This window comes from Variovorax sp. LARHSF232, assembly GCF_052871435.1.
Window position 1 is genome coordinate 150,933 of sequence record NZ_JBIXJS010000001.1, and the last position, 19,695, is coordinate 170,627.

Here is a 19,695-nt window from a genome sequence, read left to right on the forward strand (position 1 = left end):
AAATTGAATCATGCGGCCCATCTTGACGCGCCACCATGGGCGCGGACCGCATTGTTGGCAGTGGCAGTCGAATTTAATACTGGGGCAAATGCCTATGCTGCAGTGCAACCACAGCGGCCGCGTGCACGGCCTGTGTGCAGGGCGCGCACCGGATCGGCGCGCCCTGCTGAACGGGCATCGTCAGTGGGCGCCTGCTGCGGCGTCCGCGCCAGCCGCGCCCCGTTGCGGCCGCGCCAGCCACACGAGCGGAATCAGCATGATGAAAAGCACCGCCGAGGCATAAAAGATGTCGGACGTGGCCAGCATGAAAGCCTGTTGGTCAACCATTCGATTGAGCTGCGCCAGCACCTGGTCGGCACTGAAGCCGCTCGCGCCCAGCCCCGAGATGGCGCTGGTCGCCGCACCGTTGCCGAGATTGACCGACTCCACCAGCTGCGCGTGGTGCAAGGTGGCGCGGTTTTCCCACAAGGTGGTGGTAACCGAGGTGCCGATGGCGCCGCCGGTGATGCGCAAGAAGTTCGACAGGCCCGAGGCCGCCGGGATGCGATCGGGCGACAGGCCCGACAGCGTGATCGTGACCAGCGGAATGAAGAAGAAGGCCATGGCGATGCCCTGCACCACCGTCGGGATCATGATGGTGGTGAAGTCGGCCTGCGTGTTGAAGCCGGCGCGCATCCACAGCACCAGCGCGAAGACGAGGAAGGAGAAGGTCGCATAGCGGCGCGGGTCCACCTTGCCCACCGTCATCCCCACCATCGGCGACAGCACGATCGCCAACAGGCCCACCGGTGCCATTGCCATCCCCGCCTGGGTGGCGGTGTAGCCCATGTGCTGCTGCAGCCACAGCGGCAGCAACACGATGTTGCCGAAGAAAAGGCCATAGGCCACCGCTGTTGCGACCGCACCGGTCCAGAAGTTGCGGCGCTTGAACAGCGACAGGTCGACCACCGGATGCTTGTCGGTCAGCTCCCAGACCAGGAAGAAGGCGAAGCCGACCACCGACGTGACACTCAGCGCGATGATTTCGGCCGAGTGGAACCAGTCCAGCTCCTTGCCCTTGTCCAGCATGAGCTGCAGCGAGCCGACCCACAGCACCAGCAGCGCCAGGCCGATGGCGTCGATGGGCACCTTGCGCGTGACGCTTTCGCGGTCGCGGTAAATGCCCCAGGTAATGAGCGCCGCCAGGATGCCCACCGGGATGTTGATGTAGAAGATCCAGGGCCAGGAGATGTTGTCGGTGATCCAGCCACCCAGGAGCGGCCCCATCACCGGCGCCACCAGCGTGGTCATCGACCACAGCGCCATGGCGAGGCCCGCCTTGGCGCGCGGATAGCTCGACAGCAGCAGCGTCTGCGACAGCGGAATCATCGGCCCGGCCACGAAGCCCTGCAGCGCGCGAAAGGCGATCAAAGTCGTCATGTTCGGCGCCAGGCCGCACATCCAGGACGTGATCACGAACAGGATGATGCTGGCCATGAACAGGCGCACCTGTCCGAAGCGCTGCGTCAGGAAGCCCGTCAGCGGCACCGCGATGGCATTGGCCACGGCGAAGCTGGTGATGACCCAGGTGCCCTGCGTCGCGCTCACGCCCAGGTCGCCGGCAATGGCCGGCAGCGAGACGTTGGCGATGGACGAGTCCAGCACGTTCATGAAGGTCGCGGCGGACAGGGCCACGGTGCCCCAGATGCGCGCCGAGCCTTCCAGCGGCGGCGGCGGGATGGTCGCGGGTGCGGACGACATTCAGTGCGCGCCGGAACGGTTCAGGAAGGATTGGCCGGCTGCGCTGCGTGGCTGCCGCGCGGCGGGCGCGCGGGCTGCGCGAGCGCGCCGACGTCGGCGCGCTTGCTGCCGAGGTTGGCGGCGATGATGCGCTGCACCTCTGCATCCGCGCCCTGGTCGAGCGCGCTGTAGACCTGGGTCTGCGACAGCGCGCTGGGACGCGGCGCGGTGGCCAGCATCTTGCCGTCCTTGTTCGACACGTCCACTTGCGCGTCCATCGACAGGCCCACGCGCAGCGGGTTGGACTTGAGCTGTTCGCCGTCGAGCGCGATGCGCACCGGCACGCGCTGCACCACCTTGATCCAGTTGCCGGTGGCATTCTGTGCCGGCAGCAGGGCAAAGGCGGCGCCGGTGCCCACGCCCAGGCCTGCCACCTTGCCGGTGTACTCGACCTTGGTGCCGTACACGTCGGCCGTCAGCTTCACCGGCTGGCCCAGGCGGATGCTGCGCAGCTGCACTTCCTTGAAGTTGGCGTCGACCCAGACCTGGTTGAGCGGCACCACCGACATCATCGGCGTGCCCGCCGCCACGCGCTGGCCCAGCTGCACGGTGCGCTTGGCCACGTAGCCGTCGACCGGTGCCGGGATGTCGATGCGCTGCGTCGCCAGATAGGCCTCGCGCACCTTGGCCGCGGCCGCCAGCACGCTGGGGTGCTGCTGCACGCTGGTGCCTTCGGTGAGCGACTGGTTGCTGGCCAGCTGCTCCTTCGCCGCCGTCACGCCGGCTTGCGCCGCCGACAGTGCGCTCTTCGCATTGGACAGTGCCGTTTCGGCATGGTTGAGCTCTTCCTTCGAGACGGCGCCGTTGCCCGACAGCGCCTTGCGCCGCTGCAGGTCGTCTTCGGCGCGGCCGATGTCGCTCCTGGCCTTCACGATGTCGGCCTCGCGCAGCGCCACCTGGGCGGCCAGCGAGCCGTTGTTGAGATACAGGGTGCGCACCTGGCGCACCGTCTGTGCCAGCGCCGCCTCCGCCTGGTCGAGCGCCACGCGGGCATCGGCCGGGTCGAGCTTGACCAGCGGCTGGCCGGCCTTCACGTAGTCGGTGTCGTCGGCCATGATCGACATCACGGTGCCGGCGATCTGCGGCGTGATCTGGATCACGTTGCCCTGCACGTAGGCGTTGTCGGTCGACTCGTAGTGGCTGGCCACCAGCCATTCATACGCGCCCCAGCCGGCTCCGGCGACCACCACGATGGCGGCCAGCGCGCTCAATGCCTTGCGGCGATTGCCGTTGCCGGCGGGCGCGGTTTCGGTCGCCGCAGCAGCGGCCGCAGGGACCTGTTTGTCTTGATCGGTCATGGCGTGTGTTTTCTTTCGATCCGAAGGTGCTCAGCTCAGCGCAGGGCGGCCGTGCTGGTGGGCGCCTGGTAGCCGCCGCCCAGCGCATGGGCGAGGCCGACCTGGGTGCTGAGCGCACGGGCCGCGAGATCGACCTGGTTCTGGCGCTGCAGCAGCACGTTGTTCTCGGCCGTCAGCACGTTGAGATAGGTACCCAGGCCCGCGCTGTAGCGCTGCACCGCGATCTCGTAGGCGCCTTCGGCGGCTTCCTGGCCCAGCTGCTGCTGCACCTGCTGGCGCGCCACCGACTGGATCGCAGTGACCTGGTCGGCGACGTCGCGCACCGCGTCGAGCACCGTGTTGTTGTAGCTCTCGATGGCGGCGTCGAGATCGGCATCCTTGCCGCGCAGGTTGGCGCGCAATTGGCCGCCCTCGAAGATCGGCAGGCGGATCGCCGGGCCGAAGCTCCACAGCCGGCTGCCGGGCTTGAGCAGGTTGTCGAAGCCCAGGCTCTGGTAGCCCGCGGTGGCCACCAGGTCGATGTTGGGATAGAAGAGCGTCCTGGCGTAGGCCACGTCCTGGGTCGCGGCCTCGACGCGCCAGCGCGCAGCGGCGACGTCGGCACGGCGGCCCAGCAGGTCGGCCGGGATGCTCGGCTGCAGCGCGATCGCCTTGAAGCCGTCGAGCGCCGGCGCCTTCAACTTCTCGCTGGCACCGGGTTGGCCCACCAGGGCGTCGAGCGCATGGCGGGTCTGCGCGATCTGCTCGGCCAGCGACTCCATGCGCTGGCGTGCCTCGGGAATGCCCGATTCGCTCTGGCGCAACTCGAGCCGCGTGTCCAGCCCGGCCGAGACGCGGTCGCGCACCAGCTTCAGCGTTTCCTCGCGCTGCGCCACCGTGCGTTTGGCGACCGCTTCCAGGCCGTCCAGCCGGGCCCACTGGATATAGGTATTGGTCACGCGCGAGGCCAGCAGGATGCGGGCCGCCTCGGCCTCGGCGATGGCCGCATTGGCGCCGCCGACGGCGGCTTCGATGGCACTGCGGTTCTTGCCGAAGAAGTCGAGTTCCCAGCTGCCGCTGAGCAGCAGCGCGCCGGAGTCGCGGATCGAGCCGCCCAGCGGCGGCGGATAGATGAAGTTGTTGCTGAACAGCTGGCGCGTCAGGTCCAGGCCGGCGCCGACCTGCGGCAGGTCGGCCGAGCGTGCCACGTCAAGCGACGACTGCGCCTTGGCCACGCGCGCTCGCGCGATCGCGAGATTGGGATTGCCCTGCAGCGCCTGGTCGACCAGGCCATTGAGCTGGGCATCGCCGAAGGCGAGCCACCAGCGGGCTTCGACCTCGTTGCGCTCCACGTCGCTGACACGCAGTCCGCCAGCGCTTTCGGCGCCCAGGCCGAGCGATTGCGAATCGCGCAACCTGGCCTGCGAGTCGATGCCGGACATGTCGGCGCAGCCGGCAAGGACGGCCAGAGCGAGCGAGGCGGCAATGGCCACGCCGCTGCGCCACAGGCGCTCAGGAAGCGCTCGAGTCATCTTCTTTTCTTTCTTCACGGGCCGAGATGGCTTGCGCGTTGTCGAGGATGCGGCGCAGGTAGCTCTTGAGCTCTTCCCATTCCTCGCGCGTGAAGCCGGCCAGGTATTCGTTCTGCACGCGGGCCAGGAAGTGCGGCACCTCCTGCGCGGCCGCGCGGCCTTCATCGGTGAGCTCGATGTTCACCACGCGCCGGTCCGACTGCGAGCGCACGCGCCGGCACAGGCCCTTGGCTTCCAGGCGATCGAGCAGGCGCGTCATGGCGCCGGTGTCGAGCTGGCATTCGCGCGCCAGTTCGGCCACCGTGGTGGCCACGCCCATGTGCAGCTTGTGCAGCGGAATCCACTGCGGATAGGTGGGGCTGCCCGGTTCGCACAGGCTCGACTCCACCGATTGGCTGATCGAGGACAGGATCCGCTTCATCATGTAACCGACGCTCTCCTCCGCCCGATAGCTCTCCGGACGATAGAAATCGACCGGCTCGGACTTGTCGGGGGCGGGTGGGGGCGCGTTCTGATCAGTCATGCTGAAAATATTATTTGCCGCAGCAGTTATTGTCAAGGCCGCTTTTGAGCGGGCAAGCGTTCGATAAAATCCGCCAATGGCTGCCGCTGCTTCTGACACATCACCCCGTTCGCCCGCCAAGGGCACCCCCCGATCCCTGTCGGGCCTGGCGCCCTTTCTTCGGCCCTACCGGCTGCAGATTTCCTTGGCGGCGGTGTTCCTGGTTCTCGCGGCCCTGACGACGCTGGTTTTTCCGCTGGCCCTGCGTGGTTTGATCGATGGCGGCCTGATCAGTGCCGACAAGGGCACGCAGGCCATGGGGCTGCGCGGCCATTTCCTCGAACTGTTTGCCGTGGCGGTCGCGCTCGGCCTGTTCTCGGCGGCGCGCTTCTATACGGTCAGCTGGCTGGGCGAGCGTGTCACCACCGACCTGCGCAACGCCGTCTATTCGCACGTGCTGCGCCAAAGCCCGGCCTTCTTCGAGACCACCCAGACCGGCGAAGTGCTGTCACGCATCACCGGCGACACGACGCTGGTACAGACGGTGGTCGGTTCATCGCTCAGCATGGGGCTGCGCAACGCGGTGATGGGCATCGGCGCCCTGGCCATGCTGGTCTGGACCAATCCCTATGTGATGACCCAGGTGCTGCTGATCCTGGTGCTGATCGTATTGCCCAGCATGTGGTTCGGCCGCCGGGTGCGGCGCTTGTCGCGTGCCAGCCAGGACCGTGTGGCCGACGCCAGCGCCATCGCCGCCGAGGTGCTCAATGCGATCCCCGTGGTGCAGAGCTACACGGCGGAAGAGCGCGAGGCGAAGCGCTTCCACGCCTCCACCGACAACGCCTTCCACACCGCCGTGCGCCGCACCAAGGCGCGCTCGGTGCTGGTGGCCTTCATCATCATCGCCACCTCGGCTGCGCTGCTGTGGGGCCTGTACGAAGGCACGCAGGCGGTGCTGCAAGGCAGCATCAGCGCCGGCCACCTTGGGCAGACGGTGGTGTACGTGATCATCCTGGCCGGCGCGGCGGCGGTGCTGGGCGAGGTCTATGGCGATCTGCTGCGCGCCGCCGGCGCCACGGAACGCTTGATGGAGCTGCTGCACGCGCAGGCCGACATCCGCTCGCCGGCCCAGCCGGTGCAGGTGCCGGCGCCCACCGCCGGCAGCACCATCCGCTTCGAGGCGGTGCGCTTCCACTACCCGTCGCGGCCGGACACGCCGGCGCTGCGCGACTTCAGCCTCGACATCGCGTCCGGCGAAACGGTGGCGCTGGTGGGCTCCAGCGGCGCCGGCAAGAGCACCGTGCTGCAACTGCTGCTGCGCTACTACGACCCGCAGCAGGGCCGCATCCTGATCGATGGCGCGGCGCTCGACGCCCTGGCGCTCGATGACCTGCGGGCCCACATCGGGCTGGTGCCGCAGGACGCGGTGATCTTCTCGGCCAGCGCGCTGGAGAACATCCGCTACGGCCGCCCCGGGGCCAGCGAGGACGAGGTGCACGCGGCCGCGCGCGCCGCCTTTGCCGACGATTTCATCAGCGCCCTGCCCGAGGGCTACAACACATTTCTCGGCGAGCGCGGCGTTCGCCTGTCGGGCGGCCAGCGCCAGCGCATCGCGATTGCCCGCGCCATCTTGAAGAACGCCCCGCTCTTGCTGCTGGACGAGGCCACCAGTGCGCTCGATGCGCAGAGCGAACGCATGGTCCAGGCCGCGCTGGACAGCGCCATGGCGAACCGCACGACCCTGGTGATCGCGCACCGCCTTGCCACCGTGCAAAAGGCCGACCGCATCGTCGTGCTGGACCACGGCGGCATCGTCGAGCAAGGCACGCACGCGTCACTGGTGGCCCAGGGCGGCGTCTACGCAAGGCTGGCCGCGCTGCAGTTCACTGCATGATGACGACGCTCACAGCTTGAGCGTCACCGGCGGCGCCGCCAGGGCGCTCCTTTGCAGCCAGGCAAAGACCGAATCGGCCGTCACGGTTTCGATGCGGTCCGAGAAGCGCTTCTCGTCGGGATGGTCGTCGAAGGCCACGTTGGCGGATGAGATGCGGCCACCCAGGCGGGTCAGCGGGCTGAGCCTGAGCGTCGTCGGCTCGTAGCCCTTGAACTGCAGCCAGGCCTGCGCCCGCGCGCGGCCATCGACGCCGGCCGGCTCCATGGCCAGCGCCATGGTTTCGATCACCCATTGGTTGGACTGCTGGTACTTCCGGCCCCAGGCATAGGAGACCAGGCTGTAGGCCGGCTGGTTGACGCGCAGCAGCTGTTGGGGCGGCGCCTGCATCAGGCTCAGCAACTGCGCCTGCACATCCGGCGCCGGTACCGCCCAGGCCGCCTCGTAGCGCCACAGATCGTCCAGGAAGAAGTCGCCCAGGCCCTGGCGGTACACGCTGGCGCGCGCGCTTCCGCACTGGTTGAGCTTGTGAACCACGCGCCATGTCCCCTCCCCGCTCTTGTAGGCGATACCCAGGTGGGAATAGCGCAGGCCGTACTTGCGCAGGTCCTGGCCGGCACGCGCCAGGATCACCACCTTGGCACCGCTGGCATCCAGCGCCAGCGCGGTGCGTTGCGCCAGCTGCAGGCCCTGGCGAAAGGCCTGCGCATCGGGCATCTTGGCCTCGCAGGAACGCCCGGCGGCGGCGGGTGCATGGTGCGCGGCAAGCGCCGCGCATAGAAAGGCGGCGCTCAGCGCCGGTGCCAACTTGAACGCACGCATCGCCATCAGCCCGACACCTTGGCGCTATGCAGCAGCGCGCGGCCCAGTTCGTTGGGAATGAAAGCCAGCACTTCGCCCGTGGCCACCAGCATCACGCCAGTGGAAATGATCACCACGCTCACCGCCGTATCGACCTGCTTGACCGAGTAGCTGGCCGAGCCGAGCGACACGCGGACGCTGGCCTGCGCACCGTCGGCGGCCCGCTCCAGCACGTACACCACGGCATCGCCCGAGACCTGCACGCTCTTGATGATGAGCTGACTGCCGGCCACCGACAGTGCGACCGGAATGGCCACCGCGGCGCTCGCTGCCGTTGCCGCCGCTGCAGTGCTCAGTACCACCGAGGCGACCGGCAGCGCCGAGAGCGCAAGCGAGGCTTCGCTCTGGGCGTGCGCCGAGGCCGCGGGCAAGGCGCAGGCGCCGCAGACCGTGGCCACGGCAAGAAGGACACCGGAGATTGATTTCTTCATGGCAACTTTCCAAAGTGGTTGAGAAAGAAAGTGCCCGGTGCGACATCGCCTGAAGGAAAGGCGCTGCTGCGCGAGGCGAACGAATGCTCGTTCGACGCGCGGCGCGGAGTGCTTGATTAGTGAGTTGGTAACCGCGCCAGAACCGCGCAGTAGCCGGATTCGATACCGGCTGGCGCGCGAGCGTTGCTGCCCGCGCCAGGACGCCCTATTGCAGCGTTTCCTTGAGCGCCGCGGGCAGCGCGATCTGCATCACGGCGATGCCCTCGTCCGCCAGCGCCGCGGTTTCCTCGCGCGTGGCCTGGCCGCGGATGCCGCGTTCCTTGACTTCGCCGTAGTGGATCTTGCGCGCCTCGTCCGCGAAGCGCTCGCCCACGTCCTCGGTCGTGGCCATCAGCTCACGCACGGCGCGCAGCCAGCGTCCGTTCTGCTGCTGCTGTTGGTGCTGTGCCTGCAAGGCCTGTGCCGCTTGCGGCTCGGCCGGCGCCTTGCCGCCGCCCAGGTTGAGGCGCGGCGCAGCCAGCAGCTTGGTGATGTCCTTGCCGCCACACACCGGGCACTCGACCAGGCCGCCGGACAGCTGCGCCTCGAACGCTTCGTTCGACGCGAACCAGCCTTCGAATCCGTGGCCATGCGAGCACTGGAGGTTGAGGACCTTCATGCCCGCAATTATCCGGCCCGGCCGTTGGCGGCCGTCTCCTGCCAATCGAGTGTCCATGCGCCCGACAAGACGTTCTGCAGCCAGAGGGTGCAGGTGAGCGACTTGGCGTCGGTCACGGTGCCGTCGCGGCACCAGCCCAGCAGCTCGTCCACGCTGGCGGTGATCACGTCGAGGAATTCGCCATGGTCGAGCTGGCGCTCACCCAGCGACAGGCCGCGGGCGAAGTAGACATGGATGATTTCGGTGGAATAGGCCACGGCCAGGTGCATGGCACCCGCATGGGCCCATTCGCGGGCGCTGTAGCCGGTTTCTTCCAGCAGCTCGCGCTGCCCGCAAAAGAGCGGATCCTCGCCCGCATCGAGCTTGCCGGCCGGGAACTCGACCATCACATGGCCGACCGGGTAGCGGTACTGGCGCTCCAGCACGACGCGGCCGTCGTCCAGCATGGGAATGACCACCACGGCACCCGGATGCACCACGTATTCGCGCGTGGCGGTGTGGCCGTCGGGCATGCGCACCGTGTCGCGCCGCGCTTCCAGGAAATTGCCCTTGAAGAGCAAGGTGCCGTCGACACGCTCTTCCTTCAGATGACCGTCGTCCATCCTCAACTCCGGTGATGCTTGATCAGGTAGCGCCAGGTGAAGCCAGGAAAGGCCAGCACCAGGAACAATGCCCCCGAGACTGCGTAGAACTCCCAGCCCTGGGCCGCGATCTGCCCGACGCGGCGCTCGAACAGCAGGCCCACGCCGCCCGCCAGAAAATAGAAGACCAGCAGCTCCGCAAAGCGCAGCCCGAGCCCCTTGCGGCCCGAGCGCAGCGCAATCAGCGCAAACAGCCGCTCATTGGCAAAAGGCAGGTTGGCCGCCACCAGGGCGACCACCAGCACCAGCCAGACCGAAGCACTTTGCGACGACACGCGTGCGCGGGCTCTCGGGCTCTCAGCCCGCGAGGGTGGCCACGATGGCCTTGGCGCACAGCGCCATCAGGCCGCCCGGCACGATGCCCAGGATCAGGATCAGGGCGCCGTTGATGGAGAGCACCGCGCGCACGTCGCCGGGCGCCGAGACGGTGCTGGCCGTCACCGGCTCGTCGAAGTACATGACCTTCACCACGCGGATGTAGTAGAAGGCGCCGACCAGCGAAGCCATCACCGCGAACACTGCCAGCCCGATGTAGAAGGCCTGGCCGGAAGCGATCAGCGCCTGCAGCACCGCCAGCTTGGCGTAGAAGCCCACCATCGGCGGAATGCCGGCCAGCGAGAACATGGCGATCGCCATGACGGCCGCGTAAAGCGGGCTACGCTGGTTCAAGCCGGCAAAGTCGGTGATCTCTTCGCTCTCGAAGCCTTCGCGCGCCAGCAGCAGGATGATGCCGAAGCTGGCCAGGGTTGTGAGCACGTAGGTGATGACGTAGAACATCGACGCGCTGTAAGCGTACTGCGCGTTGTAGGTGTTGTCGTTCACCACGCCAGCCACCAGGCCCAAGAGCATGAAGCCCATCTGCGCGATGGTCGAGTAGGCCAGCATGCGCTTGAGGTTGGTCTGGGCAATGGCCGCCAGGTTGCCGATCAAAAGCGAACCGATGGCCAGCACGGTGAGCATCTGCTGCCAGTCGATGGCCAGCGGCAGCAGGCCCTCCACCAAGAGGCGGATGATGATGGCGAAGGCGGCCAGTTCGGGCGCCGCGCCTATCAGCAGGGTGACGGCCGTGGGCGCGCCCTGGTAGACGTCGGGCACCCACATGTGGAAGGGGGCAGCGCCCACCTTGAACGCCAGGCCGGCCACGATGAACACCAGGCCGAACACCAGCACCTGGTGCTTGACGGCGCGGCTGGCGATGATCTTGAAGACCTCGTTCACGTCCAGCGTGCCGGTGGCGCCGTAGATCATCGACAGGCCGTACAGCAGGAAGCCGCTGGCCAGCGCGCCCAGGACGAAGTACTTCATGGCCGCTTCGCTGGCCACCGCGTTGTCGCGGCGCAGCGCGACCAGCGCATAGCTCGACAAGGTGAGCAGTTCCAGGCCGAGGTAGATCAGGAGGAAGTTGCTGCCCGAGATCATCACGAACATGCCCAGCAGAGCCAGCATGCTCAGGGTGAACATCTCGCCGCCGCGCAGCATCTCGCGGTCGGCCGCATAGGGGCGGCCGTAGACCAGGGTGGCCATCAGCGCAATGCTGGCAAAGCACTTGAGCCAGTTGCCCATGGGGTCGCTCACCACCATGCCGCCGAAGCCGTACACGGTCTGGCCATTGCTGGCGTTGAGGCCGGTGAGGTACGCCACCACCGCCAGCGTGAGCAGCGTCAGGATGTAGGTGCGGGTGCGGCGCGGGTCGTTCGACGACAGGTCGACCAGCGCGATGATGCAGGCCATGACCAGGAGCACGATCTCCGGGTAGATGGTGATCCAGCTGAGTTTGTCAATCATCTCGTTCTCTTGTTCAGCGTGGAGTTATGGCAGCTTGGAAATCGCCACGTGGCGCAGCAGCTCGGCCACCGATGCGTCCATCACGTCGGTGAAAGGCTTCGGGTCCAGGCCCATCCACAGCACGGGAATCGCCAGCAGCGCCAGCATCAGGAATTCGCGGCCGTTGATGTCCGTCAGTTCCTTCACGTGGTCGTTGCCCACATCGCCCAGGTAGACGCGCTTGTACATCCACAGGGTGTAGGCGGCGCCGAAGATCAGCGCGGTGGCTGCGCCCAGGCCCAGCCAGAAGTTGGCCTTGACGGCACCCAGGATCACCATCCATTCGCCCACGAATCCGGCGGTGGCCGGCAGGCCGCAGTTGGCCATGGCGAACAGCAGCGCGAAGGCGGCGAACTTGGGCATGGTGTTGACCACGCCGCCGTAGTCGGCGATTTCACGCGAATGCACGCGGTCGTACAGAACGCCGATGCAAAGGAACATGGCGCCCGAAACGAAACCGTGCGCGATCATCTGCACGATGCCGCCGGCCACGCCCAGGTCGTTGAAGATGAAGAAGCCCAGCGTGACGAAGCCCATGTGCGCCACCGACGAGTAGGCCACCAGCTTCTTCATGTCCGTCTGCACCAGCGCCACCAGGCCGACGTAGATCACGGCGATGAGCGACAGCGCGATCATGAACCAGGCCCACTCGTGCGCCGCGTCGGGCGCAATCGGCATCGAGAAGCGCAGGAAGCCGTAGGCACCCAGCTTCAGCATGATCGCGGCCAGCACGGCGGAGCCGCCGGTGGGCGCCTCGACGTGCACGTCCGGCAGCCAGGTATGAACCGGCCACATCGGCACCTTGACGGCGAAGGCGGCGAACAGCGCGAAGAAGACCAGCGTCTGCACATGGCCGCTCAGCTTGACCTGGTGCCAGGTGAGGATGTCGAAGCTGCCGCCCGAGACGTTGTACAGGTAGATCAAGGCCACCAGCAGGAGTAGCGAGCCCAGCAAGGTGTACAGGAAGAACTTGAAGGCAGCGTAAATCTTGTTGGGCCCGCCCCAGATGCCGATGATGAGGTACATCGGGATCAGGGTGGCTTCGAAGAAGGTGTAGAACAGCACGCCGTCGAGCGCGGAAAACACGCCGATCATCAGGCCCGACAAGATCAGGAACGCGCCCATGTACTGATTGACGCGCTCGGTGATCACTTCCCAGGCCGAGATCACCACCACCACCGTGATGAAGGCCGTCAACAGCACGAACCACAGCGACAGGCCGTCGACCCCCACGTGGTAGAAGATGTTGAAGCGGTCGATCCACGGGCTCTTCTCGACGAACTGCATCGCCGCCGTCTTCAGCTGGAAGCCGGCGTACAGCGGAACGGTGACGATGAAGCTCAGGATCGAGCCGATGAGCGCAACCCAGCGCACGAGGCGCGCCTGGTCGTCACGCCCGAAGGCCAGCAGCGCGGCGCCGAAACCGATCGGCAGCCAGATGGCAAGACTCAGCAAACCCATTTTTGTTTTTCTCCAGTGCCGCCGCTTATCGCTTGAACCATACGAAGTAGGACATCAGCACGAACACGCCGAGCAGCATGGCAAACGCATAGTGATAGATGTAGCCCGACTGCACCCAGCGCACCACGCCGGACACGCGGCCCACGACCTTCCAGGAACCGTTGACGATGGCGCCGTCGATCAGCCCCTGGTCGCCGCCCTTCCACAGGCCGTTGCCCAGGGCGCGTGTGGCGCGGGCGATCACGTTCTCGTTGAACCAGTCCATGTAGTACTTGTTCTCGAGCAGGCGGTAGATCGGGCCGAAGGCGCGCCGAATGGCCGCCGGGACCGCCGGGTTGACGAGGTACATGTACCAGGACGTCACCACGCCGGCCAATGCCAGCCAGAAGGGCCAGGCCGTGAGGCCGTGCAGCGCCATGGCCATCGGGCCGTGGAAGGCTTCCTTCAATTCGGTCATGGCGTGGTGGCGCGTCGCGTCGACGATGATCGAGTCCTTGAAGAATTCGCTGAAGAGCATGCCGTCGATGGTCATGTAGCCGATCACCACCGAGGGGATGGCCAGCAGCACCAGCGGCAGCCACACCACCCAGGGCGACTCATGCGGCGTCGAGTGGTCTTCGCGGTGGCCATGGTTGGGCTCATCGTGCGCATCGTGGTGATGCGCGTCCGGATTCTGGTCGTAGCGTTCCTTGCCGTGGAAGACCAGGAAGTACATGCGGAACGAATAGAAAGCCGTGACGAACACGCCCGCCAGCACCGACCAGTAGGCGAAGTTGGCGCCCCACAGGTGGCTCTCGTGCACCGCCTCGATGATGCTGTCCTTGGAGTAGAAGCCAGCGAACAGTGGCGTGCCGATCAGCGCCAGCGAGCCCAGCAGCGAGGTGATCCAGGTGATGGGCATGTACTTGCGCACGCCGCCCATCCAGCGGATGTCCTGGTTGTGGTGCATGCCGATGATGACCGAGCCGGCACCGAGGAACAGCAACGCCTTGAAGAAGGCGTGCGTCATCAGGTGGAACACCGCCACCGAATAGGCCGAGGCGCCCAGCGCCACCGTCATGTAGCCCAGCTGAGACAGCGTCGAGTAGGCGACCACGCGCTTGATGTCGTTCTGGATGATGCCCAGAAAGCCCATGAACAGCGCCGTGATGGCACCGATCACCAGGATGAAGCTCAGTGCCGTGTCGCTCAACTCGAACAGCGGCGACATGCGCGCCACCATGAAGATGCCGGCCGTCACCATGGTGGCGGCGTGGATCAGCGCGGAGATGGGGGTCGGGCCTTCCATCGAATCGGGCAGCCACACGTGCAGCGGGAACTGCGCGCTCTTGCCCATGGCGCCGATGAACAGGCAAATGCAGATCACGGTGATCAGCATCCAGTCGGTGCCGGGGAAGCCAAGCTTGGCAATCTCGCCGGCCTGGCCGAACACTTCGCCGTAGTTCAGCGAGCCGGCGTAGGCCGCCACCAGGCCGATGCCCAGGATGAAGCCGAAGTCGCCCACGCGGTTGACCAGGAAGGCCTTCAGGTTGGCGAAGATGGCGGTCGGCTTGTTGTACCAGAAGCCGATCAGCAGGTACGACACCAGGCCCACCGCTTCCCAGCCGAAGAACAGCTGCAGCATGTTGTTGCTCATGACGAGCATCAACATCGAGAAGGTGAACAGCGAGATGTAGGCGAAGAAGCGGTTGTAGCCGTCGTCTTCCTCCATGTAGCCGATGGTGTAGATGTGCACCATGAGCGAGACGAAGCTGACGACGCACATCATCATGGCCGTGAGGCCGTCGATGAGGAAGCCGACTTCCATCTTCAACCCGCCGATCACCATCCACTCGTAGATGGTGGCTTCGAAGCGGGCGCCGTCCAGCGCCACGCTCTTGAGCGTCATCGCCGAGATGACGAAGGCGATCAGCACGCCCAGGATGGTGACCGAGTGCGATGCACGGCGGCCGATCAGGTTGCCGCCGAACTTGGTGCCAAGGATGCCGGCGATCAAGGAGCCGGCCAGGGGTGCCAGCGGGACCGCCAGCAGCGTGGATGCGGAAAGAGTTGCGCTCATGTTGGTTCTCGTTCCTTCAACCCTTGAGCGCGTTGAGCTCGTCGACGTTGATGTTCGACTTGTTGCGGAACAGCAGCACCAGCAGCGCCAGCCCGATGGCCGACTCGGCCGCCGCCACCGTCAGGATGAAGAACACGAAGATCTGTCCGTGCATGTCGCCCAGGTAGTAGGAGAAGGCGACGAAATTCATGTTCACGGCCAGGAGCATCAGCTCGATGGCCATCAGCAAGATGATCAGGTTCTTGCGGTTCAGGAAGATGCCGATCACCGACAGCGCGAACAGGATGGCGCCCAGCGAGAGAAAGTGTCCCAGCGAGATGGTCATGCCTTGGCTCCCGGTTGCGCGTCGGCTTGTGGTTCAGCGGCGGCCGCCGGCTCGGCGGCGCGGGTGACCGGCATCGTGACGATGCGCACCCGGTCGCGCGCCTTCACGCGCACGGCGATGGCCGGGTCGATGTGCTTGCTGTCCTTGCGCTTGCGCAAGGTGAGCGCGATGGCCGCGATGATCGCCACCAGCAGGATCACGGCCGCAACTTGCAGCGGGTAGAGGTATTCGGTGTAGAGCAGCTGGCCCAGTTCCAGCGTGTTGGAGCTGCCCGGCGCCATGCCCATGGTGGCGCCGCGCGGCGCACCTTCGAGGCGGAAGCCCCCCATCAGCACCGCGGCCATTTCAAGGGCAATCAGCGCACCGACGGCTGCCGCCAGCGGGAAGTGCTTCCAGAAGCCTTGTCGCAGGCTGTCGACGTTGATGTCCAGCATCATCACGACGAACAGGAACAGCACCATCACCGCACCCACGTAGACCAGCACCAGCGTGATGGCCAGGAATTCGGCGCGCAGCAAGAGCCAGATGGCCGATGCCTGGAAGAAGGCGAGCACCAGGTACAAGGCCGAGTAGACCGGGTTTCGCGCGGTGATGACGCGGAAGGCCGCAAACAGCAGCACCGCGGCAAAGAGATAGAACAGACCGGTCTTGACGTCCATGGATCGAGTTCGCTTGTGTGGTCGGGCCCAGTCCGCTTCAGCGGTACTTGGCGTCGGCCGCCTTGTTGGCGGCGATTTCTTTTTCGTAGCGGTCGCCCACGGCGAGCAGCATGTCCTTGGTGAAGTACAGGTCGCCCCGCTTCTCACCGTGGTATTCGAAGATGTGGGTTTCCACGATCGAGTCGACCGGGCAGCTTTCTTCGCAGAAGCCGCAGAAGATGCACTTGGTCATGTCGATGTCGTAGCGCGTGGTGCGACGCGAGCCGTCGTCACGCACCTCCGATTCGATGGTGATGGCCAGCGCCGGGCACACCGCCTCGCACAGCTTGCAGGCAATGCAGCGCTCTTCGCCGTTTTCGTAGCGGCGCAGCGCGTGCAGGCCGCGAAAGCGCGGGGACAGCGGGGTCTTTTCTTCGGGAAACTGCACCGTGATCTTGCGCGAGAAGGCGTACTTGCCGGTGACGGCAAGGCCCTTGAACAACTCGATCAGCATGAAGCTGGACAAGAAGTCCTTCAGCGAGAACGGAGCCGAGGCTGTTACGGCGTTCGCAGACATGGCGATTCCAGTTATTTCCAGATATTGAAGGGGGTCTGCATCCAGGCGCCGACCACCACCAGCCACACCAGGGTGACCGGAATGAAAATCTTCCAACCCAGACGCATGATCTGGTCGTAGCGGAAGCGCGGGAAGGTCGAGCGCACCCACAGGAACATGGTGACCACGCAGAAGGTCTTGGCGCCCAGCCAGATCCAGCCCGGGATGAAGGACAGGAACTCGAAAGGTGGCAGCCAGCCGCCGAGGAACAGGATCACGCACAGGATCGAGACCAGCCACATGTTGGCGTACTCGGCCAGGAAGAACATGGCGAAGCTCATGCCCGAGTACTCGATCATGTGGCCCGCGACGATTTCCGATTCGCCTTCCACCACGTCGAAGGGGTGGCGGTTCGTCTCGGCCAGGCCCGAGATGAAGTAGACGAAGAAGATCGGCATCAGCGACAACCAGTTCCACGACAGGAAGCCCATGCCCATCGAGGCGAAGTGGCCCCTGCCCTGGCTCGTGACGATGTCGGTCATGTTCAGGCTGGCCGACACCATCAGCACCACGACGAAGCAGAAGCCCATCGCGATTTCGTAGCTCACCATCTGGGCCGAGGCGCGCAGCGCACCCAGGAAGGCGTACTTCGAGTTCGAGGCCCAGCCGGCGATGATCACGCCATAGACCTCCAGCGAGGTGATGGCCATCACAAACAGAAGGCCGGCATTGATGTTGGCCAGCGCCACGTCCGGCCCGAAGGGAATCACCACCCATGCGGCCAGGGCCGGCATGATGGTCATGATGGGTCCCAGCAGGAACAGGCTCTTGTTGGCGACCGTCGGAAGGATGATTTCCTTGGTCAGGAGCTTGAGCGCGTCGGCGATGGGCTGCAAGAGGCCCAGCGGGCCGATGCGGTTGGGGCCCAGGCGAATCTGCGTGAAGCCGATGGCCTTGCGCTCCCACAGGGTGAGGTAGGCCACCGCGAGCATCAGCGGGATGACGACCACGATGATCTTCACCAGGGTCCAGATCACAGGCCAGATGACGCCCGTCCACCAGCCGGCGGAACCGAGGCCCAGGCCGAAGCCGTAGATCGAATCGATCATGCCAGTGCCTCCTCGCGGCTGGCGACGCCCGAAGCGCGGCGCGCGTCGGCGGTCAGTTGGAGCGAGGGAGCGCGGCGCACGATGGAATCGAGCTGATAGATGCTGGCTACCACCGGCTCGGCTTGCGCGTCGGCCGCGAGCACGGGGCTCGCCGTCGTCGCGTTGCTGAGCCGCTCGGCCGGCACCTGGCCGGCCACGCCGGCAGCCGCCAGCACGTCGGCGGTCGACTCGAAGGCAAAGCCCGGCAGGCCCAGCAGGTTGGCCAGCACGCGCAGCACCTTCCAGGCGGGACGCGCCTCGCCTTGCGGCTTGACCACGGCGTGGAAGCTCTGCACGCGGCCTTCGGCATTGACGAAGGTACCCGGCGTCTCGGTAAAGGGCGCGATCGGCAGCAGCACGTCGGCGAATTCGAGATTCGCCTTGAAGGGGCTCAGGCTCACGACCATCTCGGCCTGGCTCAGCGCTTCGATGGCCTTGCTGCCAGCGGCAGAGTCGAACACCGGCTCGTTGTTGAGCAGCAGCACCGCCTTCAGACCGCCAGCCAGCATCTGGCCGGCATGGAAGCCGCCCTTTTGCGGCTGGGCACCGACCCACTGCGCACCCACGGTGTTGGCCGCTTCGGTCAGGTAGCCGACCGTGGCGCCGGTCTGGGCGCCGATCCAGTTGGCCAGGGCCAGCAGCGATTCGGCCTGGGCATGGTGCGCAGCCGCGTTGCCCAGCAGGATGGCCTTGCGTTCACCGCCGGCCAGCGAGGCAGCGATGGCCTTGGCGGAGTCGTCGGCCTGCACGCCGGCGACAGGCGCGCTCACGCCCTTGTCCTGCGCGATGGCCGCGGCCACGCCGGCCAGCACCGCCACCCATTGGCCGGCTTCGGCCACGGCGGCGTTGGCGATCGCGATGGCCCAGGCGTCAGCATCGGCCAGCAGCGACGGCGAGGTGACGACGTTCAGCGCCCCACCCTTGCGCACCGACTGACGAATGCGCTGGGCAAACAGCGGATGGTCCTTGCGCAGGTTGGAGCCCACGACCAGCACGCGCTGCAGTTGCGAGAGCGAAGCGATCGACGTACCGAGCCAGCGCACGCCGCTTCCTTGCTCGAAGGCCGCGCGGCGCAGCCGGTGATCGATGTTGTCGCTGCCCAGGGCGCGCGTGAGTTGCGCAGCCAGGTACAGCTCTTCCAGCGTGCTGTGCGGGCTGGCCAGGGTGCCGATGCTCTGGGCACCGTGGTCGTTCTTGATCTGCTTCAGGCCATTGGCGACATACTCGAGCGCCGTCTGCCAGTCGACCTGCTGCCATTGGCCGCCCTGCTTGAGCATGGGCTGCGTCAGGCGCTCCGGACCGTTCAGCGCTTCATAGGAGAAGCGGTCGCGGTCGGCGATCCAGCATTCGTTGACGTCCTCGTTCTCGAAGGGCACCACGCGCATCACGCGGTTGCTCTTGACCTGGACGATCAGGTTGGCACCGGTGGAATCGTGCGGGCTGACCGACTTGCGGCGCGACAGCTCCCAGGTGCGGGCGCTGTAGCGGAAAGGCTTGCTGGTGAGCGCGCCGACCGGGCAGATGTCGATCATGTTGCCCGACAGCTCGGAGTCGACCGACTCGCCGACGAAGGTCTCGATCTCGGCGTGCTCGCCGCGATTGGACATGCCCAGCTCCATCACCCCGGCCACTTCCTGGCCGAAGCGCACGCAGCGCGTGCAATGGATGCAGCGGCTCATCTCTTCCATGCTGATGAGCGGGCCGACGTCCTTGTGGAACACCACGCGCTTTTCTTCGTCGTAGCGCGAACTGGAGCCGCCGTAGCCCACGGCCAGGTCCTGCAGCTGGCATTCGCCACCCTGGTCGCAGATGGGGCAATCCAGCGGGTGATTGATGAGCAGAAACTCCATCACCGATTGCTGCGCCTTGATCGCCTTGTCGCTCTTGGTGCGCACGATCATGCCCTGCGTCACCGGGGTGGCGCAGGCCGGCATGGGCTTGGGCGCCTTTTCGATGTCGACCAGGCACATGCGGCAGTTGGCCGCGATGCTCAGTTTCTTGTGATAGCAGAAATGCGGAATGTAGGTGCCCGCCTTGTCGGCCGCATGCATGACCATGCTGCCTTCGGCGATTTCAACCTTCTTGCCGTCGAGTTCGATTTCAACCATATGT

At 66.0% G+C, this 19,695-nt stretch carries 18 protein-coding genes; 1 reads left to right on the forward strand and 17 read right to left on the reverse strand.

All coding sequences use genetic code 11. The annotated features are described in order from the left end of the window. Positions 1-180: 180 nt before the first annotated feature. The 4 genes from ACIPRI_RS00695 to ACIPRI_RS00710 are packed head-to-tail and all read right to left on the reverse strand — an operon-like array spanning position 181 to position 5,111. On the reverse strand, positions 181-1,740 hold the full coding sequence (locus ACIPRI_RS00695) for a DHA2 family efflux MFS transporter permease subunit (protein WP_446587465.1): 1,560 nt from the start codon (positions 1,738-1,740) through the stop codon (positions 181-183). A gap of 20 nt (positions 1,741-1,760) precedes the next feature. Then, complete coding sequence (locus tag ACIPRI_RS00700) at positions 1,761-3,077, reverse strand: efflux RND transporter periplasmic adaptor subunit (protein ID WP_446587467.1); 1,317 nt, start codon at positions 3,075-3,077, stop codon at positions 1,761-1,763. A gap of 35 nt (positions 3,078-3,112) precedes the next feature. Then, positions 3,113-4,588 (reverse strand): efflux transporter outer membrane subunit, encoded by a 1,476-nt coding sequence (locus ACIPRI_RS00705; RefSeq protein WP_446587469.1) that lies wholly within the window; start codon positions 4,586-4,588, stop codon positions 3,113-3,115. Continuing rightward, positions 4,569-5,111 (reverse strand): MarR family winged helix-turn-helix transcriptional regulator, encoded by a 543-nt coding sequence (locus tag ACIPRI_RS00710; protein ID WP_446587471.1) that lies wholly within the window; start codon positions 5,109-5,111, stop codon positions 4,569-4,571. Before ACIPRI_RS00710 ends, ACIPRI_RS00705 begins: the two co-directional genes overlap by 20 nt. A 76-nt stretch (positions 5,112-5,187) precedes the next feature. Between ACIPRI_RS00710 and ACIPRI_RS00715 the strand changes: the two genes are divergently transcribed. After that, positions 5,188-6,984 carry an ABC transporter transmembrane domain-containing protein gene (locus tag ACIPRI_RS00715; RefSeq protein ID WP_446587473.1) on the forward strand — a complete coding sequence of 599 codons (1,797 nt, stop codon included), beginning with the start codon at positions 5,188-5,190 and terminating at the stop codon, positions 6,982-6,984. A gap of 9 nt (positions 6,985-6,993) precedes the next feature. Here the strand turns inward: ACIPRI_RS00715 and ACIPRI_RS00720 are convergent, their stop codons facing one another. The 13 genes from ACIPRI_RS00720 to nuoG all read right to left on the reverse strand — a co-directional run bounded on the left by ACIPRI_RS00720 (position 6,994) and on the right by nuoG (position 19,691). After that, positions 6,994-7,809 (reverse strand): DUF2145 domain-containing protein, encoded by an 816-nt coding sequence (locus ACIPRI_RS00720; protein WP_446587475.1) that lies wholly within the window; start codon positions 7,807-7,809, stop codon positions 6,994-6,996. Continuing rightward, positions 7,809-8,273: a hypothetical protein gene (locus tag ACIPRI_RS00725; RefSeq protein WP_446587477.1), complete on the reverse strand. Its 465-nt coding sequence runs from the start codon at positions 8,271-8,273 to the stop codon at positions 7,809-7,811. The genes ACIPRI_RS00720 and ACIPRI_RS00725 overlap by 1 nt, the downstream gene beginning before the upstream one ends. 205 nt (positions 8,274-8,478) lie before the next feature. After that, a complete protein-coding gene (locus tag ACIPRI_RS00730) occupies positions 8,479-8,931 on the reverse strand; it encodes a DUF1178 family protein (RefSeq protein ID WP_446587479.1) in 453 nt (150 codons plus the stop codon). 8 nt (positions 8,932-8,939) lie between these two features. Next, the gene (locus ACIPRI_RS00735) at positions 8,940-9,533 is read right to left on the reverse strand and encodes an NUDIX domain-containing protein (protein WP_446587481.1); all 594 of its coding nucleotides are present in this window, start codon (positions 9,531-9,533) and stop codon (positions 8,940-8,942) included. A gap of 2 nt (positions 9,534-9,535) precedes the next feature. Next, positions 9,536-9,847, reverse strand: a complete 312-nt coding sequence (locus tag ACIPRI_RS00740; RefSeq protein WP_446587483.1) for a DUF2818 family protein — start codon at positions 9,845-9,847, stop codon at positions 9,536-9,538. A 22-nt stretch (positions 9,848-9,869) separates the two neighbouring features. After that, positions 9,870-11,357, reverse strand: a complete 1,488-nt coding sequence (gene nuoN, locus ACIPRI_RS00745) for an NADH-quinone oxidoreductase subunit NuoN (RefSeq protein WP_446587485.1) — start codon at positions 11,355-11,357, stop codon at positions 9,870-9,872. 24 nt (positions 11,358-11,381) lie between these two features. Beyond that, positions 11,382-12,857 (reverse strand): NADH-quinone oxidoreductase subunit M, encoded by a 1,476-nt coding sequence (locus ACIPRI_RS00750; protein WP_446587487.1) that lies wholly within the window; start codon positions 12,855-12,857, stop codon positions 11,382-11,384. Between the two features lie 25 nt (positions 12,858-12,882). Then, positions 12,883-14,916: an NADH-quinone oxidoreductase subunit L gene (nuoL, locus tag ACIPRI_RS00755; protein ID WP_446587489.1), complete on the reverse strand. Its 2,034-nt coding sequence runs from the start codon at positions 14,914-14,916 to the stop codon at positions 12,883-12,885. A 16-nt stretch (positions 14,917-14,932) separates the two neighbouring features. Next, positions 14,933-15,241, reverse strand: a complete 309-nt coding sequence (gene nuoK, locus ACIPRI_RS00760; RefSeq protein WP_130372883.1) for an NADH-quinone oxidoreductase subunit NuoK — start codon at positions 15,239-15,241, stop codon at positions 14,933-14,935. After that, positions 15,238-15,900, reverse strand: a complete 663-nt coding sequence (locus tag ACIPRI_RS00765; RefSeq protein ID WP_446587492.1) for an NADH-quinone oxidoreductase subunit J — start codon at positions 15,898-15,900, stop codon at positions 15,238-15,240. The genes nuoK and ACIPRI_RS00765 overlap by 4 nt, the downstream gene beginning before the upstream one ends. 37 nt (positions 15,901-15,937) lie before the next feature. Beyond that, the gene (gene nuoI / locus ACIPRI_RS00770; protein ID WP_446587494.1) at positions 15,938-16,456 is read right to left on the reverse strand and encodes an NADH-quinone oxidoreductase subunit NuoI; all 519 of its coding nucleotides are present in this window, start codon (positions 16,454-16,456) and stop codon (positions 15,938-15,940) included. Between the two features lie 11 nt (positions 16,457-16,467). Next, the gene (gene nuoH, locus ACIPRI_RS00775; RefSeq protein ID WP_446587496.1) at positions 16,468-17,544 is read right to left on the reverse strand and encodes an NADH-quinone oxidoreductase subunit NuoH; all 1,077 of its coding nucleotides are present in this window, start codon (positions 17,542-17,544) and stop codon (positions 16,468-16,470) included. Further along, positions 17,541-19,691, reverse strand: a complete 2,151-nt coding sequence (nuoG, locus tag ACIPRI_RS00780; protein WP_446587498.1) for an NADH-quinone oxidoreductase subunit NuoG — start codon at positions 19,689-19,691, stop codon at positions 17,541-17,543. Before nuoG ends, nuoH begins: the two co-directional genes overlap by 4 nt. Between the last annotated feature and the right edge of the window lie 4 nt (positions 19,692-19,695).

Coding starts and splice junctions, on each gene's coding strand:
- ACIPRI_RS00695 (WP_446587465.1), bottom strand. CDS start 1,740: ATGTCGTCCGCACCCGCGACCATCCCGCCGCCGCCGCTGGAAGGCTCG.
- ACIPRI_RS00700 (WP_446587467.1), bottom strand. CDS start 3,077: ATGACCGATCAAGACAAACAGGTCCCTGCGGCCGCTGCTGCGGCGACC.
- ACIPRI_RS00705 (WP_446587469.1), bottom strand. CDS start 4,588: ATGACTCGAGCGCTTCCTGAGCGCCTGTGGCGCAGCGGCGTGGCCATT.
- ACIPRI_RS00710 (WP_446587471.1), bottom strand. CDS start 5,111: ATGACTGATCAGAACGCGCCCCCACCCGCCCCCGACAAGTCCGAGCCG.
- ACIPRI_RS00715 (WP_446587473.1), top strand. CDS start 5,188: ATGGCTGCCGCTGCTTCTGACACATCACCCCGTTCGCCCGCCAAGGGC.
- ACIPRI_RS00720 (WP_446587475.1), bottom strand. CDS start 7,809: ATGGCGATGCGTGCGTTCAAGTTGGCACCGGCGCTGAGCGCCGCCTTT.
- ACIPRI_RS00725 (WP_446587477.1), bottom strand. CDS start 8,273: ATGAAGAAATCAATCTCCGGTGTCCTTCTTGCCGTGGCCACGGTCTGC.
- ACIPRI_RS00730 (WP_446587479.1), bottom strand. CDS start 8,931: ATGAAGGTCCTCAACCTCCAGTGCTCGCATGGCCACGGATTCGAAGGC.
- ACIPRI_RS00735 (WP_446587481.1), bottom strand. CDS start 9,533: ATGGACGACGGTCATCTGAAGGAAGAGCGTGTCGACGGCACCTTGCTC.
- nuoN (WP_446587485.1), bottom strand. CDS start 11,357: ATGATTGACAAACTCAGCTGGATCACCATCTACCCGGAGATCGTGCTC.
- ACIPRI_RS00750 (WP_446587487.1), bottom strand. CDS start 12,857: ATGGGTTTGCTGAGTCTTGCCATCTGGCTGCCGATCGGTTTCGGCGCC.
- nuoL (WP_446587489.1), bottom strand. CDS start 14,916: ATGAGCGCAACTCTTTCCGCATCCACGCTGCTGGCGGTCCCGCTGGCA.
- nuoK (WP_130372883.1), bottom strand. CDS start 15,241: ATGACCATCTCGCTGGGACACTTTCTCTCGCTGGGCGCCATCCTGTTC.
- ACIPRI_RS00765 (WP_446587492.1), bottom strand. CDS start 15,900: ATGGACGTCAAGACCGGTCTGTTCTATCTCTTTGCCGCGGTGCTGCTG.
- nuoI (WP_446587494.1), bottom strand. CDS start 16,456: ATGTCTGCGAACGCCGTAACAGCCTCGGCTCCGTTCTCGCTGAAGGAC.
- nuoH (WP_446587496.1), bottom strand. CDS start 17,544: ATGATCGATTCGATCTACGGCTTCGGCCTGGGCCTCGGTTCCGCCGGC.
- nuoG (WP_446587498.1), bottom strand. CDS start 19,691: ATGGTTGAAATCGAACTCGACGGCAAGAAGGTTGAAATCGCCGAAGGC.